Raw genomic sequence first — 18,070 nt, 5'->3', positions numbered from 1 at the left:
CACACGCTAGTTGAGGCGCGCCAGCAGGTGCGCGGCCTCGCGGGTCGCCGGATACAGGTCCAGATAGAGCCCGTAGAGCTGGTCGTAGACGGCCGAGGTGGTGGCATCCGGTGCGACCACCTCGACCGTCGGGTTCCAGTGCGCGATGTCGCCCGGCTCCGCGAGCCCGGCGCCGACCGCGGCGAGGAACGCGTCGCCGTACGCGGCGCCGATGGTGTGGCGCGGCAGGTGCTGCTCCCGCCCGGTCACGTCGGAGACGATCCGGGTCCACAGCGCACGGGCGCCACCGCCGACCGCGACCAGGCGTTCGGCGGTGGCGCCCGCCTCGGTCATGGCGGCGAGATTGTGCCGGACGCCGTACGCGGTGGCCTCCAGGGCTGCCCGATAGAGGTGGCCGCGACCGTGCCGCAGCGTCAGACCGTGGACCAGGCCCCGCGCGTCGGGGTCGAAGAGCGGGGTGCGCTCCCCCGCGAAGTACGGAAGCATCAGCAGACCCTCGGCCCCGGGCGGCAACGCACCGGCCTCCGTGATCAGTTGCTCGTACGAAGTGCCGGTGAGGTCACGCAGCCACCCGGTGACCGCGCCCGAAGTCGCCATTCCGGCGGCCAGGCAGTACGTGCCGGGGAACGCGCCCGCCGTGCCCCACAGATGCGGGCTGGTCAGTGGCTCCGGCAGGATGCCGACCAGGAACATCGTCGTGCCGTACATGAGCATGAGGTCGCCGGGGGCGGCGACACCGACACCGGCCGCCTCGGCCCAGGCGTCGACCGTGCCCGCGACGACGGGAGTACCCGCCGGGAGACCGGTGAGCGCCTCGGCCTCCGGGGTCACGGCGCCGACGACGTCGGAGGGCCAGACAAGCTCGGGCCACTGGAGGCCCGGCGCGATCTCCTCGCAACGCTCGTCCATCCAGGCGCGGGCGGCCAGGTCGTACAGCGGAGTGCACTGACTCGCCGAGTGGTGGTCGAGGACGTACCGGCCGGTGAGGCGGTGCACGAGGTACGAACTGGCCATGTACCAGCGGCGGGTGAGCCGGTAGGCCGCAGGTTCGTGGCGGCGCAGCCACGCGAGCTTCGGGCCGATCGCCTGGCTGGTCAGGGGCGAGCCACAGCGGCGGATGATCTCGTCGGGGCCGTAGCGCTCGTTCTGCTCGGCGATCTCGGCGCCGGCCCGGGTGTCGACGCCGTACAGGATCGCCGGGCGGACCGGGGTGCCCTTCTCGTCGACGGGGAGCAGACACGGGCCGATGCCGCTGACGCCGACCGCGGCGAGCGAATCGCCTGCGGGCAGCCCGGCGAGCAACTTCCGTGTCAGCAGACGGAATTCGGCCCACCACACGCCCTCCGCGTCGTGCTCGAACCAGCCGGGGTGCGGCGTGGACGTCGCGTGCTCGCGCTGTGCCTGGGCGACGAGCGTGCCGTCGGGGCGGACGAGGACGCCCTTGGAGGAGGACGTCCCGATGTCGACGCCGAGCAGCAGACCGGCGCGGGGCGCGGTGGCAGAGGTGGCAGTGTTCGCAGAGGTCATGGCTACGGGACGATCGAGTCCACGTAGCCGCCGTCCACCCGGATCGCGCCGCCCGTCGTGGCGGAGGCCAGCGGGGAGCTGAGGTAGACCACCATGTGCGCGATCTCCTCCGGCTCGATGAGCCGCTGGATCAGGGACTGCGGGCGGTGCTTCACCATGAACTCCCGCTGCGCCTCGTCCCAGGGCAGGGAGGAGTCCACCAGCTCGTACACGAAGTCCTCCACGCCGCCGGTGTGAGTGGGGCCCGCGATCACGGAGTTGACGGTCACGCCCGACCCGGCGGCCTCCTTCGCGAAGCCACGGGAGACCGCGAGGAGCGCGGTCTTCGACGTGCCATAGTGGATCATCTCGGCGGGGATGACGAGCGCGGAGTCGCTCGCGATGTTCTGGATCCGGCCCCAGGAGCGGTCCTTCATGCCGGGCAGATAGTGCCGGATCATGCGGACGGCGGTCAGTACGTTGACCTCGAAGTAGCGGCGCCATTCGTCGTCGCTGATGTCGAGGGCCGGTGCCGCACCGAAGATGCCCAGGTTGTTGATGAGGATGTCCGCCCGAGGAACGGCGGCGAAGACCTGCGCGGCGCCTTCGTCGGTGGAGATGTCACCGGGGGCCGGGAGGAACTCGGCACCGCCGTGCTCCTCCTTCAGCCGCTCGACGGCCTTGTCGACGGAGGCGGCGGACCGTCCGTTGACGGCCACCCGGGCGCCCGCCCTGGCCAGGCCGACCGCGATGGCCGCCCCGATTCCCTGGGTCGATCCGGTGACGAGGGCGGTCTTGCCGGAGAGATCGACGAGCATGCTGCGTACCTCCTGCTGCGCTGCGACTGGGTGGCCCCCCGAGCGTGGCCCCCGCCTTGTCCCCCACTGCCCAGTAGATCACTCCGGAGGGCTCAACCATGCGACTTCCGGTAGGCGGTCGGGGTCACTCCCACCTCCCTTCGGAAGATCGTCCGGAAATTGGCGGCCGAGCCGAACCCCGTCGCCCCGGCGATCCTCTCGACGGACCAGTCCGAGGCCTCCAGGAGTCGGCGCGCATGGAGAATCCGCTGGAGGGCGACCCACTGCATGGGAGGCAGCCCCGTCTCGCGCACGAAACGACGGATGAGCGTTCGTCGCGAAAGGAGGCTGTGGCCGGCCAGCTGCTGCACGGTGATCGAGGTGCCCAGGTTGTCGAGCACCCACTCCCGTGTCGCCCGCAGGCTGTCGCGAGGAGGGGTGGGGACGTCCCTGTACTGCGGCTCGTTCGCGCCACGAGCGGAGGAGAAGACGAGCTCCTTCGCCACGCCGTCCGCGGCGGTGGCGCCGAAATCCCTCTCGACGACATGGAGACACGCGTCCATTCCGGCACCGCCGCCCGCGCACGTGAGAATCGCCCCGTCCTCGACGAACAGCCGGTTGTCGACGACGTCCACGCATGGATACGCCAGACGGAGTTCATCGGTGTGGTGCCAGTGCGTCGTGGCCGACTTCTCATTCAGGATTCCGCAGGCCGCGAGCGCGAACACACCCGTGCAGATGGCCACGACACGGGCACCCCGCTCGACGGCGATCCGCAGCGCTTTCAGGTATTCGTCCGGGACCGGGACGTGCGGGTCCTCATAGCCGGGTACGACGACGATGTCGGCGGACTCCACATCGGCGAGCGGCGCCCCGCCACTCACGTCTCCGCGCACGACGACCCGATAGCCCGGGTGCCGCCCGAAGACATGCTCAGGGATGCTGACGTCCAGCGCGTACACGCGCGGCATCGCCAGGATCGCGACGGTTGTCACGCCCTCTTCGGATCGCAAGCGAGCCCCCTGTCCCCATGCCGTCGTGGCCCTCTTCCCCGGCCTTGGCACGATCCTTGCTGTCAGTGGCACAACCGATCCTGGTCCGCCCCGAACCGGCTCCCTAGCGTCTGAGACGTACCGACGGAATGCACTTTCTTGATGATCGGAACGCCATGAATGACGCACGTGAAGTGGAAAACTTCCGAGTCCCGTGGGAAGAAAGCTATGGGTACGTTCAAGCGGTCAAGCGCGGCGACACCATCTACCTCTCCGGCCAAGTGGCACACAAGGGAACGGAAGTTGTCGCTCCCGCCCCCGTCAATGATGCCGGACGCGTCACCGACTTCTCCCCCATGGGCGATCAGTTGCGCCAGTGCTATGCCAACGCGGCGGAACTGCTCGGCCGCTACGGCGCATCGCTGGACGACGTGGTCGAAGAAGTCATCTACGCCCTGGATGTCGACGCGGCCGACGCCGCCGCGGGGCCGGTCCGCAAGGAAGCCTACGGGCGGCCTGACCCCCAAGTGGCGAGCACCATGGTCGGCACCCCGCGTCTTGCTTTCCCGGAGCTGCTTGTCGAGGTCAAGTTCATCGCCCGGGTCTGACGGGCGGCCGCGCGGGCCCCGGGCGGCACGCCCCCGGGGCCCGCAGGCACTCACGCGGCGAGGGTCTGCTTCAGGGCGGCGAGGCCGTTGCTGAAGATGCCGTGGAACAGGGCGACGACCTCGTCGTCGCCGACACCCACCGGCGTGAAGACGCCGGACCACTCCACGCGGGACGCGTCCTGACCGGGCACCTCGTGCACCGAGAGGGTGGCCACGTAGTCGGTGGCGGGGAAGGGGGCCTGCAGGATGGAGTAGCTGTAGGTGCGAGCCTTCTCGTCGAAGGTCAGGAGGCGCTCGATGATGACGCCGCCGTCCTCGCTCTTGAGGCTGCGTACGCGGCCGCCCTCGCTGGATTCGCTGGAGGGGATGAACGGAAGCCAGTCGGGCAGCGAGTCGAAGCCGCCGACGAGCTGCCAGACACGGTCGGCCGGTACGGCGATCTCGATGGTCGCGGAGGTGGAAGCCACGGTTTCTCCTTGAGAGAGGTACGGGTGAGGGGGCGGGGGCAGTTGACGGGTGGGGTCAGGCGGTGGGTATCGGCGCGTCGGCGGCGATCAGCTTCTCCTCGCGCAGGTCCGTCCAGAACGCGGCCGGGACCCTCTCACCGAGCGCGGCGACGTCCTCGGCGATGCGGCTCGGCCTGGTGGCCCCGGGGATCGCCGCCACCGTCGCCGGATGGGCGAGGGAGAACTGCAGGGCGGCGGCCTTGATGCCGACGCCGTGCCGCTCGGCGAGCGCCTTGATGCGCTCGACCTTGGCGATGATCTCCGCGGGCGCCTTCTGGTACTCGAAGTGCTGACCGCCCGCGAGAATGCCGGAGCTGTAGGGCCCGCCGACGACGATGTCGACCCCCTGGGCCTCGGCGGCCGGCAGCAGGCGCTGCAGGGCACGGTCGTGGTCGAGGAGGGTGTAGCGGCCGGCGAGGAGGAAGGCGTCGGGCTTCGGCTCGTCCAGGTCGAGGGTGAGCTCGAGCGGCTCCACGCGGTTGACGCCAAGGCCCCAGCCCTTGATGACACCCTCGTCGCGCAGCCGGTCCAGGGTGCGGAAAGCGCCCGTACGGGCCTGCTCATAGGCGGCCAGCCATTCGTCGCCGTAGAAGTCCTGCGCGACATCATGCACCCACACGATGTCGAGCCGGTCCGTCCTGAGCCGCTTCAGGCTGTCCTCGATGGAGCGGAGGGTGGCGTCGGCCGTGTAGTCGTTGACCATCTTGTTCGGACGGCCGTGCTCGAAGAGGCCGCCCTTTTCGCCGAGGTCGCGTGCGGCGGGGTCCTCGACCTCGTCGAGGATGACGCGGCCGACCTTCGTGCTCAGGACGTAGTCGTCGCGGGGGTGGCCCGCCAGGACGTCGCCGAGCCGGATCTCGGAGAGGCCCGCGCCGTAGAAGGGTGCGGTGTCGAAGTAGCGGATGCCCTGGTCCCAGGCGGCCTCGACGGTGGCAGCGGCCTCCTCGTCGGGGATGGCGCGGAACATGTTGCCGAGCGGGGCTGTGCCGAAGCCGAGCGCTCCGGGGAGGAGGGATGTGATGCTCATGAGGGGTCCTCGCGGTGGTGGATTCGCGGCGGTTCCGGGGGTGACCGGGTGATCCGTCGGCCTTGCGAGTTCGAGGTTAGGATCGATGCTTGAGACTGTCCAAGACTCGCTTGGACACACTTGAGTCCTCCGAGGTCTTACATGCTTGACCTGCGACAACTCCGCTATTTCGTGGCCGTCGCCGAGACGGAACACGTCGGCAGGGCGGCGGAAGCGCTGCACATCTCCCAGTCGCCGCTCAGCCGCCAGATAGCCCAGCTGGAGAAGCAGCTCGGCCTCGTCCTGTTCGAGCGCAGCCAGCAGCGCATCCGCCTCACATCCGACGGCCGGGTCTTCCTCAGCGAGGCCCGCGCCCTGCTGCGGCACGCGGACCGGCTCGAGAACCTCGGCCGTCGGCTCGGCCGCGGCGAGGAGGGCGGCCTGTGCATCGGATACGTGGGCGACGCCATGCACACCGGCGTCCTGCCGGGCGCGCTGCGCACCCTGCAGGAGGAGCGTCCCGGGATCCATGTCGCCCTCTACAGCCTCTCCGCGGCGGAGCAGTTCGAGGGCCTGCGACAGCGCAGCCTCGACATCGCCCTCGTCCAGGAGCCGCCGGCGCGGGACGACCCGGACCTCCTGGCCGCGCCCCTCCTCGAAGACCCGCTGCTGCTCGCGCTGCCGGAGCACCATCCGCTCGCCGCGCAGGCGGAGCTGGCGCCGGGCGACCTGGACGGTCAGGCGTGGATCGCGGTCGAGAACTCCCAGGACCCGGCCTGGCGTGACGCCTTCCTCGCCTCGTGCGTGGCATCGGGCTTCGCGCCGGACATCCGCCTCGACGCCGCCGAGCCGCTCACCGCGCTCGGCCTTGTCGCATCCGGCCTGGGTCTCGCGCTCATCCAGAAGAGCATGGTGCGCGGCACGACGGACGGCGTCGCCGTACGCGAACTGCCCTGGCACAAGGCGTCCGTTCACCTGTGGGCGGCCTGGCACGCCATCGATCTGCGGCCGGTGGTGGCATCCTTCCGCGAGACGGTCCTGGCGGCCGCCGCCCTCGACTGATCCGCTCCCATCAGTCCCAATACGCCTTCCGCAGCGATGACTTGGCCAGCTTGCCGGTGGGCGTCCGGGGCAGCGAATCCGCGAAGTCCACGGAACGCGGCGCCTTGTAGTGGGCGATGCGCTCCCGCACGAACTCGACCAGCTCACGCTCAAGTTCGGGCCCGGTGGCCACGCCGTCAGCCGGCTGCACCACCGCCTTGACGGCCTCTCCCATCTCCGCGTCCGGCACACCGATCACGGCGACGTCCGCGACCGCCGGATGCAGCACGAGACAGTCCTCGGCCTCCTGCGGGTAGACGTTCACGCCACCGGAGATGATCATGAATGCCTTGCGGTCGGTGAGGAAGAGATAGCCGTCCTCGTCGACGTGCCCGATGTCCCCCGTGGTGGTCCAGTTCGGATGCTCGGGGTGCTGGGCCTCGCGGGTGCGGATGTCGTCGTTGTGGTAGCGGAAGGGTGTCTCCTCGCGCTCGAAGTAGACGGTGCCGGTCGCGCCGCTCGGCAGCGGCTCGCCCGCCTCGTCGCAGATCCGCAGTTCGCCGAGGAAACCGTCCTTGCCCACGGAGCCGGGCTTGCGCAGCCATTCCTCGGGCGAGATGAACGTGATGCCGTTGCCCTCGGTCGAGGAGTAGTACTCGTACAGGACGGGTCCCCACCACTCCAGCATCCGCTGCTTGACCTCGACCGGGCAGGGTGCCGCCGCGTGAATGGCGATCTTCATCGACGACAGGTCGTGGCGTTCGCGCACCTCGGAAGGCAGCTTCAGCATCCGTACGAACATGGTCGGCACCCACTGGCTGTGCGTGACCCGATGGCGCTCGATGGCCCCCAGTGCGCCCTCCGCGTCGAAGGCGTCCATGAGGACGACCGTGCCGCCGAGCGCCGTGACGACTCCGCAGAAGCGCAGGGGCGCCGCGTGGTAGATCGGAGCGGGCGAGAGGTAGACGGTGTCCTCGCCGAAGCCGTACATGGCCTGGAAGATGAGCGTGTAGGTGCTCGGCTCCTCGCGCACGTCCCCCTCGGGCAGCGCGGGCTTGATGCCCTTGGGGCGGCCCGTGGTCCCGGAGGAGTAGAGCATGTCGGTGCCGCGCGGCTGGTGGGCGGGCGGGTCGGCGGACGCGGACTCCAGGGCCTTCTCGTACGTTCCGTCGTCGAGGCCGAGCTGGATCGGCGGCCCGCCCGCCAACTCCGTGACGGCGGCGCCCAGTTCGGCGAGCGATCCGGAGATGATGAGCGCCTTCGCGCCGCAGTCGCGGACGATGTAGGCCGCCTCGTCCGTCGAGAGGTGGTGATTGACGGCCGTGAGATAGAGGCCCGAGCGCAGCGCCGCCCAGTAGACCTCAAGGGCGCGCGGGTCGTTGTCGCTGAGCAGGGCGAAGTGGTCGCCCCGACGCAAGCCTGCGGCCCGCAGATGATCCGCGAGCCGCAGGGAGCGTTCTTCGAGTTGTCCGTAGGTGAGGGTCCGTGTGCCGTCAGCGGTGACGACGGCCGTCCTGGCGGGGTCGTACGCTCCCGGATGCATGCGCAGACGCTACGCGCCCCACAGGGGCGCGGGGAACGGCGCGACAAGCCACAACCGACCCGCAGCTCCCAACGGCCCCACGCGGTACCTAGCGGCTCACCTTCCGCGTGGCCCGCAACCACTCCTTGTTCATCGCGGAGATGGAAGGCAAGGGGATGCCCTTAGGACAAGCAGAGGCGCAGGCGCCAGTAAGCGTGCAGCCGCCGAAGCCCTCCTCGTCCATCTGCGCCACCATGTCGAGGACACGCGTCTCGCGCTCGGGCGCGCCCTGCGGCAGGACGCCCAGATGGTTGACCTTCGCCGAAGTGAACAGCATCGCCGAGCCGTTGGGGCAGGCCGCGACGCACGCCCCGCAGCCGATGCACTCGGCGTGCTCGAAGGCGAAGTCCGCGTCCGGCTTCGGCACGGGCGCCGCGTGGGCCTCGGGCGCCGCGCCGGTCGGGGCGCTGATGTAGCCGCCGGACTGGATGATCCGGTCGAAGGACGAGCGGTCCACGACCAGGTCCTTGACGACCGGGAAGGCGGCGGCGCGCCACGGTTCGATGTCGATCGTGTCGCCGTCCTCGAAGGACCGCATGTGCAGCTGACAGGTGGTGGTGCGCTCGGGCCCGTGCGCGTCGCCGTTGATGACGAGCGAGCACGCGCCGCAGATGCCCTCGCGGCAGTCGTGGTCGAAGGCGACGGGGTCGTCGCCCTTGACGATGAGCTCTTCGTTGAGGGTGTCCAGCATCTCCAGGAAGGACATGTCGGACGAGATGCCGTCCACCTCGTAGGTGGACATGGCGCCGTCGGCGTCGGCGTTCTGCTGGCGCCAGACGCGCAGGGTGAGCTTCATGCGTAGCTCCGCTGAGTGGGGTGGACGTACTCGAAGACGAGGTCTTCTTTATGAAGGGTGGGAGCCTCACCCGTGGCCGTGAACTCCCAGGCGGCGGCGTACGAGAACTCCTCGTCCACACGCGCCGCCTCGCCGTCCGGCGTCTGCGACTCCTCGCGGAAGTGGCCGCCGCAGGACTCGGCGCGGTGCAGGGCGTCGAGGCACATCAGCTCGGCGAGCTCCAGGTAGTCGACGATGCGGTTCGCCTTCTCCAGGGACTGGTTGAACTCCTCGCCGGTGCCGGGGACCTTGAGCCGGCGCCAGAACTCCTCGCGGATCTGCGGGATGCGCTCCAACGCCTTGCGCAGACCCGTCTCCGTACGGGCCATGCCGCAGAACTCCCACATCAGTTCGCCGAGTTCACGGTGGAAGGAGTCGGGGGTGCGGTCGCCGTCGACGGCGAGGAGCTTGGTGATGCGGTCAGCGGTCTCGTCCAACACCTCCCGCACGACGGGGTGTTCATCGGAGATCTCGTCGTGGTGCGGGTTGCGCGCGAGGTAGTCGTTGATCGTGGACGGCAGCACGAAGTAGCCGTCGGCGAGGCCCTGCATCAGGGCCGACGCGCCGAGCCGGTTCGCGCCGTGGTCGGAGAAGTTGGCCTCGCCGACCGCGAACAGGCCCGGGACGGTGGTCTGCAGGTCGTAGTCGACCCAGAGTCCGCCCATCGTGTAGTGCACGGCGGGGTAGATCCGCATCGGTGTCTCGTACGGGTTCTCCGCGGTGATCCGCGCGTACATGTCGAAGAGGTTGCCGTACTTCTCCTCGACCTTCTTCTTGCCCATGCGCTGGATGGCGTCGGCGAAGTCGAGGTAGACGCCCTGGCCGCCGGGGCCCACTCCCCTGCCCTCGTCGCATACGTTCTTGGCCGCGCGCGAGGCGATGTCGCGGGGCACGAGGTTGCCGAAGGCGGGGTAGATGCGCTCCAGGTAGTAGTCGCGCTCGTCCTCGGGGATCTTGTTCGCCGGGCGGTCGTCGCCGTGGGCCTTGGGGACCCAGATGCGGCCGTCGTTGCGCAGCGACTCGCTCATCAGCGTCAGCTTCGACTGGTGGTCGCCGGTGCGCGGGATGCAGGTGGGGTGGATCTGCGTGAAGCACGGGTTGGCGAAGTAGGCGCCGCGCCGGTGGGCCCGCCAGACGGCCGTGGCGTTGGAGTTCATGGCGTTCGTCGACAGGTAGAAGACGTTGCCGTAGCCGCCGGATGCGAGGACCACCGCGTCGGCGAAGTACGTCTCGATCTTGCCGGTGATCAGATCGCGGGCGACGATGCCCCTGGCGCGCCCGTCCACCACGATGACGTCCAGCATCTCCGTACGCGGATGCATCTCGACGTTCCCGGCGGCGATCTGCCGCGAGAGCGCCTGGTACGCCCCGAGGAGCAGCTGCTGCCCCGTCTGGCCGCGCGCGTAAAACGTACGCGAGACCTGCACACCGCCGAAGGAGCGGGTGTCGAGCAGGCCGCCGTACTCACGCGCGAACGGCACGCCCTGCGCGACGCACTGGTCGATGATCTCCACCGAGATCTGCGCGAGGCGGTGGACGTTGGACTCGCGGGCGCGGAAGTCGCCGCCCTTGACGGTGTCGTAGAAGAGTCGGTGGATGGAGTCGCCGTCGTTGCGGTAGTTCTTCGCGGCGTTGATGCCGCCCTGCGCGGCGATCGAGTGGGCGCGGCGCGGTGAGTCCTGGTAGCAGAACTGCACGACGTGGTAGCCCTGTTCGGCCAGCGTGGCGCCCGCGGAGCCGCCCGCGAGACCGGTACCGACGACGATCACGGTGTGCTTGCGGCGGTTGGCGGGGTTGACCAGCTTGGCCTCGAAGCGGCGGGTGTCCCAGCGTTCGGCGACAGGACCGGCCGGGGCCTTGGTGTCGACGACCGGCTCCCCGGTCGCGTAATCGGCGTACTCACGAGAGGAATTCATCTGCTAGCTCACCACTCCGGTCATGACGGCCACGGGTACGACGACGAAGCCCGCCGTCAGGACCAGCGCGAGGCCATTGGCGATGATCTTGAGGGCGCGGTCGCGGGTCGCCTTGCCCGCGCCGAGGGTCTGCGCGGCGCTCCAGAGGCCGTGGCGGACGTGGAAGCCGAGAGCGAGGACGGCGACGATGTAGATGACGTTGCCGTACCACGTGGAGAACGTGTCGATGATGTTCTGGTACGGGTGCAGGTGTTCGTAGCCGCCCGGGTGCACGGTGCCGGTCGTCAGGTCCAGGATGTGCCAGACGATGAACAGGCCGAGGATGATCCCGCCCCAGCGCATCGTGCGCGTGGCGAAGCTCTTGCCCGCCTTCTTGTTCGCGTACTTGGTGGGGCGCGCCTTGATGTCACGGCGGCTCAGCTGGTACGCGGAGGTGGCGTGCGCGACCACGGCGACGACGAGCACTACGCGGATCAGCCAGAGCGTCCACTCGTAGTGCATGAACGGCTCGCCGACCGTGCGCAGCCAGTGGGCGTAGTGGTTGAGCTCCTCGGGCCCGAAGAAGATCTTCAGGTTCCCGATCATGTGGGCGATCAGGTAGAGCAGCATGATCAGGCCGCTCACTGCCATCACTGTCTTCTTGCCGACGGACGAGTCCCAGATCGTGCGCGTCATCGACGGCCGTCGGTCCGTCCGCGTTGCCAGAGCCATGGGACCGACGCTAAGGCCGAAGGTCCCGATCGGTCCAAGAGATGGATCAGCTCATCTCGATAGCGAATGGCTATCATCGGCCGTACGCTGGCGTGTATGCAGTTCCAGCAGCTCCTTTACTTCGTCGCGGTGGCCGAGACCAGGCATTTCACTCGGGCCGCCGAGCAGGTGCATGTCTCGCAGCCCTCGCTCTCCCAGCAGGTCCGCGCCCTGGAGAAGGAGCTGGGCGCCGAGCTGTTCAGCAGGGCCCGCGGCAACATCGCGCTGACCGACGCGGGCGAGGCGCTGCTTCCGCTGGCCCGCCGGATCCTCGCGGACGCCGACACCGCGCGCATCGAGGTCCAGGAGCTGGCCCAGCTGCGCCGCGGCCGGATCCGCCTGGGGGCGACGCCCAGCGTCTGCACCGGCCTGCTGCCCGAGGTGCTGCGCGCCTTCCACGACCGGCACCCTGGCATCCAGCTCCTCCTGGAGGAGGGCGGCTCCCACGACCTCGTACGCGAACTGGCGCGCGGCGCCCTGGACCTGGCCATCGTCGTGCTCCCGCTGCCCTCGCCGTCCCCCGCGCTGACGACCGTGGAACTGCTCCGAGAGGACCTGGTCGTGGTGTCGTCGCCGGACGCGCGGGGGTTCGGCGGCAAGACGGTGCGGGTGGCCGACCTGGAGCGCGAGCGCCTCGTGATGTTCCGGCACGGCTACGACCTGCGGGAGCTGACGGTCGCCGCCTGCCGGGCCGAGGGGTTCGAGCCGGAGTTCGCCGTCGAGGGCGGCGAGATGGACGCGGTGCTCGGCTTCGTGCGGGCCGGGCTCGGGGTCGCGGTCGTCCCGCGCATGGTGGCCGAACGCGCCGGACGCGGCCTGCGGATGACTCCCCTTGCACGGCCGACCCTGCACCGCACGATCGCCCTCGCCCACCGCAGCGATGTGGCTCCGCCACGGGCTGCGCGGGAGCTTCAGCGGATGCTGTTGGAGCGGTGAGGGCGGCTACTGGGGCTACGTGTCCCCGCGGGCCGGTGGGGGCTGAGCGCGCAGTTCCCCGCGCCCCTTACGGGGCGCTGGGAACCCGGTGACAGCAAGCTGAGCGCCCCTAGGGGCGCGGGGAACTGCGCGACCAGCCCCCACCGGGCCCGCAGGTGACTAACGAGCGGAAGGCAGGCCGCCGGTCTCGGGATTCCGGATCGTCAGGCAGTACGTGCCGCCCGCAGGGTCCCGCATCACGATCCAGTGCGGGCCCCTCCGCAAGGCTTCGGCGCCGAGAGCCTCGTGCCGGACGCGGTCCGCGTCGGGGTCCGAGCAGGAGAAGTCCAGGTGCGCCCCACCGGGCCCCGCGTCGAGACGCTGCAGCAGGATCCGGATCGGCAGCTCGGCGGTCGGCTCGACGAGGTGGAACTCCGGGCGCGAGCCAGGACGCTCGGACCACCCCGTGAACGCGGGCCAGAACGCCTTCTCCGCCTCGAAAACCGCAGGCGGCACGTCCAGGCACACCTGGTCGAGACGGCTCGTCGTCCCGTCCGGCGCGACGAGCGGCTCGGGGCGGAGCTTCTCGCCCTCCCACCGCACCACGCAGAACAGCTGCCCGCCCGGCGAGCGCAGGACCTCGAGCCCGTCCTCCGCGAAGACCGGGGTGGCTCCGAGGGCGCGGGCCTCGCGCGCCTTGGCGGGTACGTCCTCCACGGCGAAGTCGAGATGCGCGCCGCCGGGTCCTTCGACCGCCTGCGCCTTCAGGAAGGCGTCGGCGCCGTCCGGCAGCAGCGTCACGAACTGGTCTGCCTCGCCCCGGAACGCGGAGAGCCGCGTTCCGGTGACCGCCGCCCAGAAGGCGTGGGCCCGCGCGAACCGGTCCTTGGGCCGGTCCACGAAGGCGTACACCCACTGGATCACTCCGGGCGCCATGCTCGTGCTCCTCAGCTCGTCGCGTCGGCGAGCGCCAGCTCGTGCAACTGGTCCGGCGGACCGGGTCGCGCGTAGTACCAGCCCTGCGCCGTGTCACAGCCCAACTCTCGCAGCTGATCCGCCTGGGCGCCCGTCTCGACGCCCTCGACCGTGACCGCGAGGTCCAGGCTGTGGGCGAGCGCGACGATGCCCTCGACAATCTTCAGGTCGACGGGGTCGGCCGGGAAGTGCTGCATGCCCTGCGTGAAGGAGCGGTCGAGCTTGAGGATGCTCACCGGCAGGCGGCGCAGATTGGCGAGGTTCGAGTAGCCCGTGCCGAAGTCGTCGAGCGCGATGTCCACGCCCATCTCGGCGAGCCGCCGCAGCGGCTTGAGCAGGTCGTCGTCGGCGCCGATCAGCGCTGACTCGGTCACTTCCAGGCACAGGGCGCCCGGTTCGAGCCCGGCGCGCTCCAGGATCTCCACCGTGTCCGAGACCAGGCCGGGGTGGGTCAGCTGCATGGGCGAGAGGTTCACGTTCACGCGCAGCGGCCCCGCGTCCTTGTGCCGCGCCTCCCAGGTGCGGGCCTGGCGGACCGATTCCTCAAGGACCCAGCGGCCGAGCGGCACGATCAGGCCGGTGTGCTCGGCCAGCGGGATGAACCGGTCCGGGCCGATCACGCCATGCTGCGGATGCAGCCACCGCACCAGCGCCTCGGCGCCGCGCACACTGCCGTCGCCGAGGTGCACCAGGGGCTGGTACTCGATGAAGAACTCGCCGCGCTCCAGGGCGGCGGGCAGCGCGGTGGTCAGGCCGTGCCGGGTGATGGCGCGGGCGTCGGCCTCAGGGTCGGCGAGCTCGAAGCGGTTGCCGCCCGCGGACTTCGCGCGGTACATCGTGATGTCCGCGCTGCGCAGCACCTCCGCCGCGTTGCGTTCCCCGGCCGGGCCCTCGACGATGCCGATGCTGCCGCGCACGGTCAGTTCGCGGCCCTCGACACGGATGGGCGTGGAGAGAGCGTGCATGATGCGCCCGGCGAGGTCGTCCACCTCCACCTCGGTGTCGCGGCCCGTGGTCAGCGCCACGAACTCGTCGCCGCCGAGCCGCGCGACCATCTCGCCGGGCGCGGTGGCGCAGGACTGGAGCCGGTCGGCGACCTCGACGAGGAGCCGGTCGCCCGCCGCGTGCCCGAGGCTGTCGTTGACGGTCTTGAAGCCGTCGAGGTCGAGATAGCAGAGCCCGAACCGCGCGCCGTCGCCTGCCGCGAGGGCCTTCTCCAGGCGCTCGAAGAACAGGGTGCGGTTCGGCAGGCCGGTGAGCGCGTCATGCGTGGCTTCGTAGCGAAGGCGCAGATTGAGCAGCCGGCGCTCGGTGGTGTCCTCCATCAACGCCAGCTGGTACTGCGGCACTCCGTCCGCGTCACGCAGCAGCGAGACGGTCAGATTGGTCCACAGGACGGTGCCGTCGGGCCGGTAGAAGGCCTTCTCCACGCGGTAGTGCTCGCGCTCCCCGCGCACCAGCTCGTCGTAGAGCTTCCATACGTGGGGGGAGTCGTCGGGGTGCGTCCACTCCGCGACGTTGCGGCCGCGCAGGTGGTTCTCCAGGCCGCCGAACATGCGGATCAGCGCGTCGTTCACCTCCAGGACCGTGCCCGTGAGGTCGGCGATGCCGATGCCGATCGCCGCGCCGTGGAAGACGGCACGGAAGCGTGCCTCGCTCGCGTGCAGGGCTTCGGCGACGGCGCTGCGGGCGTCCAGGGCCGCCCGGGATATCGCCTCCTGCTCGGCGAGGGTCCGCTCCCGCAGGGCGGCCGCGAAGCCGGCGGCCAGGGCGTGCTGGACGCGCGCGGACCGGGCCCGCAGATCCTCCTGGGGGCCGTCGTCGCCGCAGTACAGGACGAGGTAGGCGTCCACGCAGTCGAGCGTGCGGCTCAGCGCCTCGGGGTCGGTGCAGTGCGTGCCGACGAGCGCCGCGCCGATCGCCTGGCTCTCGGCCGCCTCGAAGATCCGCTCGTGCAGCGCGGCACGCAACCTCCGGGCCAGCGGCACCAGTTGCTGCTCGAACTCGGGACGGGTCAGCGACGTCGCCGTCACCGGGAAGATGGCGCGGCTCCAGATGGTGGCGAACCTGCGCACTCTGCCCTCGGGGCCGTCCGGTTCCCCGCTCATGCCCTGCGCCCCACGCCGGCGAACCCGGAGAAGGTATACGGATCCTCCTCCTCGGGCGCGGTGTCGGGCCGCCAGTGCGGCATCGGCACGAGGCCGGGTTCCACCATGTCGTATCCCTCGAAGAACCGCGCGATCTCTTCGCGCGAGCGCATGATCAGTGGATTGCGGATGTCCTTGTAGACGCCGACGGCCTGACCGGCCTGTTCGGCGGGGATCGGCATCCCTTCGTACGAGGCGTGCGTGAGAGCGATCATGCTGCCGGGCGCGAGCGCGTCCCGCAGTTCGGCGACCGCTGTGTAGGGATCGTACGCGTCCTCCACGAAATGCAGGACGGCGACGAGGAGAAGGGCCACCGGGCGGTCCAGGTCGAGGAGTCCGTTGACCTCCGAACTGCCCAGAATGTCCAGTGGTTTGCGCAGATCCCCGGCGACGACCGTGGCCTTCTCGTCGCCGTCGAGCACGGCCCGGCTGTGCGCGACGGCCACCGCGTCATGGTCGACGTACACCACGCGGGACTCGGGATCCGCCTGCCGCGCGACCTCGTGGACGTTGCCGAAGGTGGGGATGCCCGAACCGATGTCGAGGAACTGGGTGATGCCCTCGTCCACGGCGAAACGCACTGCTCGGCGCATGAAGGCACGATTCGCCTGCATGATCTTGGGCAGCCCCGGCATGAACTCCATGGCCCGGCGGGCGGCCTCCCTGTCGACCTCGAAGTTGTGCGAACCGCCCAGGTAATAGTCGTAGATGCGGGACACGCTGGGCATCGTGATGTCGATGCCCTGCGGGGCCCAGGCGGGACGCTCCATCAGGACTCCAAGGCGTAGGCGAGGCGAGCCGGTGTTCGAAGTGAGGCTACTGATCGTCAGCCAAGGGAGCGAGTCAAAACGGAAATTGGCCGTCCGTTCTCGGTCACTGCCTGTGGCAAGTGCCGAATATCAACCCAAAGAACCGGTCCGTTCCTTCCCCGGGGAGGGGAAAAGAACGGACCGGTAGACCGTACGCGAGGTACTTCTGACGGACTCCCTTCTTGGCTGACTTCTTCTCGGGCACCTGCCTTCGGTGCGGGCTCCTTCTGTGCTGCTATTTCCCGTACGTCTACTTCGGCGCGCCCACCGGCTTTCCGTCAGGCCCTGCGGCGTACCAAGTGCCGCCCACGCCCTGGCCGTTGGTGTCACCAGGCTTCTTGTCACCGGAGAAGGTGTACATCGGCCAGCAGTCGATGGTCTGCTGCCGCTGTCCGTCCGGGCGGTCGAAGACGACGAAGCCCTTCTTGAGGATTCCCTTGGTGTCGTTCTTCTCGACGGGCGGAACGACCGGCCACTTCTCGAGGCAGGCGCCGGTGCACGCGGACTTCATCGGCCAGGCGGAGTCCTTCGTGAAGCGGTAGACGGTCATTCCGTTCTTGTCGACGACGATCTCCCCGAGCTTGGGGTCCTTGCGGGTGGAGAGACCTGCCGGGTCGACGGGAGCCGTCTCGGCGGGGGGTTCGGCCTCGGCGGCGGGCGCGGCCTTCTTGCCGTCGGGGGCGGCGGCGTACCAAGTGCCGCCCACACCCTGGCCCTTGGCGTCGCCGGCCTTGGTGTCCTTGGCGTACCGGTACATCGGCCAGCCGTCGATGGTCAGCTGCTTGCTGCCGTCGGTCCGCGTGACCTCGCCGAGGAGGGACTTGTCGACGCCGGGCGGGGGTGCCGCGCCCTCGGGCGAGGCGACGGGCCAGGTCGTGGCGCAGGCGCCGTCACAGTTCGATTTGGGGGGCTGGGCGGTGTCCTTGTCGAAGCGGTAGAGCGTGCGGCCCTCGCTGTCGGTGACGACCTTGCCGAGCTTCTTGCTGTCCCAGACAGCGAGCTGACCGGCGGCCTTCGCCTTCCCCGCCCCCTCCTTCGCGTCGCCCGTGTCGGCGCCGTAGCCATCGCTCCCTGCTCCGTATCCGTCGCTCTTGGCCGGGGCCTGGTTGCCCACGTTCTGTCCGTTCGGCGACTGGTCCCCCTTTTCCTGACCGCACGCCGTCGTCAACGCCAGCATGGCTGCAGCTGTCGCTACGAGCGAGGCGCTCCGCCAGGCCCGGGAGGAACTCCCTGATGGATGCCGCATTGGTAACTCCCGCTGTCCCTTGGGTGTCGCGCCGCTGAGTGCGTCACGCATGGCCCTAGGTACGGGTGGGAACGGCTGGGGCGTTCAACCTGCGTTCAAGATTCTTTTGTTCGTCAAGTTCGCGCCCGGCGTCTCCCCCCTTCGGGTAGAGGGAGGGCCGCGGCGGCGTGGCACGGCGACACGCTGCCGATGATCCTTGTCGTGCATGGATCATCGATGGCCTCAACAGGCCTGGTCACACGGTTAGTTGCGCTTCTGATGCTGGCCTGGCTGCTCGGTTCTCCGGCGGCTGCCGCGGCGTCGGCCACCGCACCCGCCGACAACTGCGCCTACGCCTCGATCGGCGACGATCCCGGCGGTGACGCCGTGGCGGTCGCGGGCGACGGAGTGGTCTGCAGGGCGGGCCCCACACACCGGCCCAAGCCTCCGCCCCCGCCAC

16 protein-coding genes and 1 pseudogene are annotated in these 18,070 nt (G+C 69.8%); 4 read left to right on the top strand and 13 right to left on the bottom strand.

The genetic code is table 11. From position 1 onward, the window contains the following. Nucleotides 1-6 precede the first annotated feature (6 nt). The 3 genes from ABD378_RS16870 to ABD378_RS16860 all read right to left on the bottom strand — a co-directional run bounded on the left by ABD378_RS16870 (nucleotide 7) and on the right by ABD378_RS16860 (nucleotide 3,316). Nucleotides 7-1,527 (bottom strand): FGGY-family carbohydrate kinase, encoded by a 1,521-nt coding sequence (locus ABD378_RS16870; RefSeq protein ID WP_344521735.1) that lies wholly within the window; start codon nucleotides 1,525-1,527, stop codon nucleotides 7-9. A 2-nt stretch (nucleotides 1,528-1,529) separates the two neighbouring features. Then, on the bottom strand, nucleotides 1,530-2,324 hold the full coding sequence (locus ABD378_RS16865; protein WP_344521734.1) for an SDR family NAD(P)-dependent oxidoreductase: 795 nt from the start codon (nucleotides 2,322-2,324) through the stop codon (nucleotides 1,530-1,532). A 92-nt stretch (nucleotides 2,325-2,416) separates the two neighbouring features. Then, nucleotides 2,417-3,316, bottom strand: coding sequence for a GlxA family transcriptional regulator (locus ABD378_RS16860; RefSeq protein ID WP_344521733.1), 900 nt, complete (start codon nucleotides 3,314-3,316; stop codon nucleotides 2,417-2,419). 155 nt (nucleotides 3,317-3,471) lie between these two features. Here ABD378_RS16860 and ABD378_RS16855 point away from each other — a divergent pair, with 155 nt between their 5' ends. Further along, nucleotides 3,472-3,903, top strand: coding sequence for a Rid family hydrolase (locus tag ABD378_RS16855; protein WP_344521732.1), 432 nt, complete (start codon nucleotides 3,472-3,474; stop codon nucleotides 3,901-3,903). A 50-nt stretch (nucleotides 3,904-3,953) separates the two neighbouring features. On the opposite strand, the gene ABD378_RS16850 is transcribed toward ABD378_RS16855, so the two are convergent. Further along, a complete protein-coding gene (locus ABD378_RS16850) occupies nucleotides 3,954-4,370 on the bottom strand; it encodes an SRPBCC family protein (protein ID WP_344521731.1) in 417 nt (138 codons plus the stop codon). A gap of 55 nt (nucleotides 4,371-4,425) precedes the next feature. Then, on the bottom strand, nucleotides 4,426-5,436 hold the full coding sequence (locus ABD378_RS16845) for an aldo/keto reductase (protein WP_344521730.1): 1,011 nt from the start codon (nucleotides 5,434-5,436) through the stop codon (nucleotides 4,426-4,428). 141 nt (nucleotides 5,437-5,577) lie between these two features. On the opposite strand from ABD378_RS16845, the gene ABD378_RS16840 reads away from it, so the two are divergent. After that, nucleotides 5,578-6,477, top strand: a complete 900-nt coding sequence (locus ABD378_RS16840; RefSeq protein WP_344521729.1) for a LysR substrate-binding domain-containing protein — start codon at nucleotides 5,578-5,580, stop codon at nucleotides 6,475-6,477. Nucleotides 6,478-6,487: 10 nt separating this feature from the next. Here the strand turns inward: ABD378_RS16840 and ABD378_RS16835 are convergent, their stop codons facing one another. The 4 genes from ABD378_RS16835 to ABD378_RS16820 all read right to left on the bottom strand — a co-directional run bounded on the left by ABD378_RS16835 (nucleotide 6,488) and on the right by ABD378_RS16820 (nucleotide 11,464). Further along, a complete protein-coding gene (locus ABD378_RS16835) occupies nucleotides 6,488-7,999 on the bottom strand; it encodes an acyl-CoA synthetase (protein ID WP_344521728.1) in 1,512 nt (503 codons plus the stop codon). A gap of 88 nt (nucleotides 8,000-8,087) precedes the next feature. Beyond that, the gene (locus ABD378_RS16830) at nucleotides 8,088-8,834 is read right to left on the bottom strand and encodes a succinate dehydrogenase/fumarate reductase iron-sulfur subunit (RefSeq protein ID WP_344521727.1); all 747 of its coding nucleotides are present in this window, start codon (nucleotides 8,832-8,834) and stop codon (nucleotides 8,088-8,090) included. Further along, nucleotides 8,831-10,789 (bottom strand): fumarate reductase/succinate dehydrogenase flavoprotein subunit, encoded by a 1,959-nt coding sequence (locus tag ABD378_RS16825; RefSeq protein WP_344521726.1) that lies wholly within the window; start codon nucleotides 10,787-10,789, stop codon nucleotides 8,831-8,833. Before ABD378_RS16825 ends, ABD378_RS16830 begins: the two co-directional genes overlap by 4 nt. A gap of 3 nt (nucleotides 10,790-10,792) precedes the next feature. After that, the gene (locus tag ABD378_RS16820; RefSeq protein WP_344521749.1) at nucleotides 10,793-11,464 is read right to left on the bottom strand and encodes a succinate dehydrogenase; all 672 of its coding nucleotides are present in this window, start codon (nucleotides 11,462-11,464) and stop codon (nucleotides 10,793-10,795) included. Between the two features lie 132 nt (nucleotides 11,465-11,596). On the opposite strand from ABD378_RS16820, the gene ABD378_RS16815 reads away from it, so the two are divergent. Next, the gene (locus tag ABD378_RS16815; protein ID WP_344521725.1) at nucleotides 11,597-12,475 is read left to right on the top strand and encodes a LysR family transcriptional regulator; all 879 of its coding nucleotides are present in this window, start codon (nucleotides 11,597-11,599) and stop codon (nucleotides 12,473-12,475) included. 159 nt (nucleotides 12,476-12,634) lie between these two features. Here ABD378_RS16815 and ABD378_RS16810 read toward each other — a convergent pair whose 3' ends face one another. The 4 genes from ABD378_RS16810 to ABD378_RS16795 form a co-directional block, all read right to left on the bottom strand. Next, entirely contained in the window at nucleotides 12,635-13,390 is a 756-nt protein-coding gene (locus tag ABD378_RS16810) for a VOC family protein (RefSeq protein ID WP_344521724.1), read from the bottom strand. Nucleotides 13,391-13,401: 11 nt separating this feature from the next. Next, the gene (locus tag ABD378_RS16805) at nucleotides 13,402-15,537 is read right to left on the bottom strand and encodes a putative bifunctional diguanylate cyclase/phosphodiesterase (RefSeq protein WP_344521723.1); all 2,136 of its coding nucleotides are present in this window, start codon (nucleotides 15,535-15,537) and stop codon (nucleotides 13,402-13,404) included. After that, a complete protein-coding gene (locus tag ABD378_RS16800; RefSeq protein ID WP_344521722.1) occupies nucleotides 15,534-16,346 on the bottom strand; it encodes an SAM-dependent methyltransferase in 813 nt (270 codons plus the stop codon). The genes ABD378_RS16805 and ABD378_RS16800 overlap by 4 nt, the downstream gene beginning before the upstream one ends. 289 nt (nucleotides 16,347-16,635) lie before the next feature. After that, on the bottom strand, nucleotides 16,636-17,631 hold the full coding sequence (locus tag ABD378_RS16795) for an SCO0930 family lipoprotein (RefSeq protein ID WP_344521721.1): 996 nt from the start codon (nucleotides 17,629-17,631) through the stop codon (nucleotides 16,636-16,638). Between the two features lie 258 nt (nucleotides 17,632-17,889). Between ABD378_RS16795 and ABD378_RS16790 the strand changes: the two are divergent. Then, a pseudogene (locus ABD378_RS16790) lies at nucleotides 17,890-18,070 on the top strand (hypothetical protein); the annotation flags it as partial.

It is taken from the genome of Streptomyces rectiviolaceus (genome assembly GCF_039533825.1).
In the GTDB taxonomy this organism is placed as follows: Bacteria; Actinomycetota; Actinomycetes; order Streptomycetales; family Streptomycetaceae; genus Streptomyces; species Streptomyces rectiviolaceus.
The sequence above is the reverse complement of the archived record's forward strand: the minus strand, read 5'-3'. Positions and strand labels throughout refer to the sequence as shown.

What these genes read in the sequence shown, in the direction of transcription:
- ABD378_RS16870 (WP_344521735.1), bottom strand. Translation starts at nt 1,527, where the DNA reads ATGACCTCTGCGAACACTGCCACCTCTGCCACCGCGCCCCGCGCCGGT.
- ABD378_RS16865 (WP_344521734.1), bottom strand. Translation starts at nt 2,324, where the DNA reads ATGCTCGTCGATCTCTCCGGCAAGACCGCCCTCGTCACCGGATCGACC.
- ABD378_RS16855 (WP_344521732.1), top strand. Translation starts at nt 3,472, where the DNA reads ATGAATGACGCACGTGAAGTGGAAAACTTCCGAGTCCCGTGGGAAGAA.
- ABD378_RS16845 (WP_344521730.1), bottom strand. Translation starts at nt 5,436, where the DNA reads ATGAGCATCACATCCCTCCTCCCCGGAGCGCTCGGCTTCGGCACAGCC.
- ABD378_RS16840 (WP_344521729.1), top strand. Translation starts at nt 5,578, where the DNA reads ATGCTTGACCTGCGACAACTCCGCTATTTCGTGGCCGTCGCCGAGACG.
- ABD378_RS16835 (WP_344521728.1), bottom strand. Translation starts at nt 7,999, where the DNA reads ATGCATCCGGGAGCGTACGACCCCGCCAGGACGGCCGTCGTCACCGCT.
- ABD378_RS16830 (WP_344521727.1), bottom strand. Translation starts at nt 8,834, where the DNA reads ATGAAGCTCACCCTGCGCGTCTGGCGCCAGCAGAACGCCGACGCCGAC.
- ABD378_RS16825 (WP_344521726.1), bottom strand. Translation starts at nt 10,789, where the DNA reads ATGAATTCCTCTCGTGAGTACGCCGATTACGCGACCGGGGAGCCGGTC.
- ABD378_RS16820 (WP_344521749.1), bottom strand. Translation starts at nt 11,464, where the DNA reads ATGACGCGCACGATCTGGGACTCGTCCGTCGGCAAGAAGACAGTGATG.
- ABD378_RS16815 (WP_344521725.1), top strand. Translation starts at nt 11,597, where the DNA reads ATGCAGTTCCAGCAGCTCCTTTACTTCGTCGCGGTGGCCGAGACCAGG.
- ABD378_RS16810 (WP_344521724.1), bottom strand. Translation starts at nt 13,390, where the DNA reads ATGGCGCCCGGAGTGATCCAGTGGGTGTACGCCTTCGTGGACCGGCCC.
- ABD378_RS16805 (WP_344521723.1), bottom strand. Translation starts at nt 15,537, where the DNA reads ATGAGCGGGGAACCGGACGGCCCCGAGGGCAGAGTGCGCAGGTTCGCC.
- ABD378_RS16800 (WP_344521722.1), bottom strand. Translation starts at nt 16,346, where the DNA reads ATGGAGCGTCCCGCCTGGGCCCCGCAGGGCATCGACATCACGATGCCC.
- ABD378_RS16795 (WP_344521721.1), bottom strand. Translation starts at nt 17,631, where the DNA reads ATGCGGCATCCATCAGGGAGTTCCTCCCGGGCCTGGCGGAGCGCCTCG.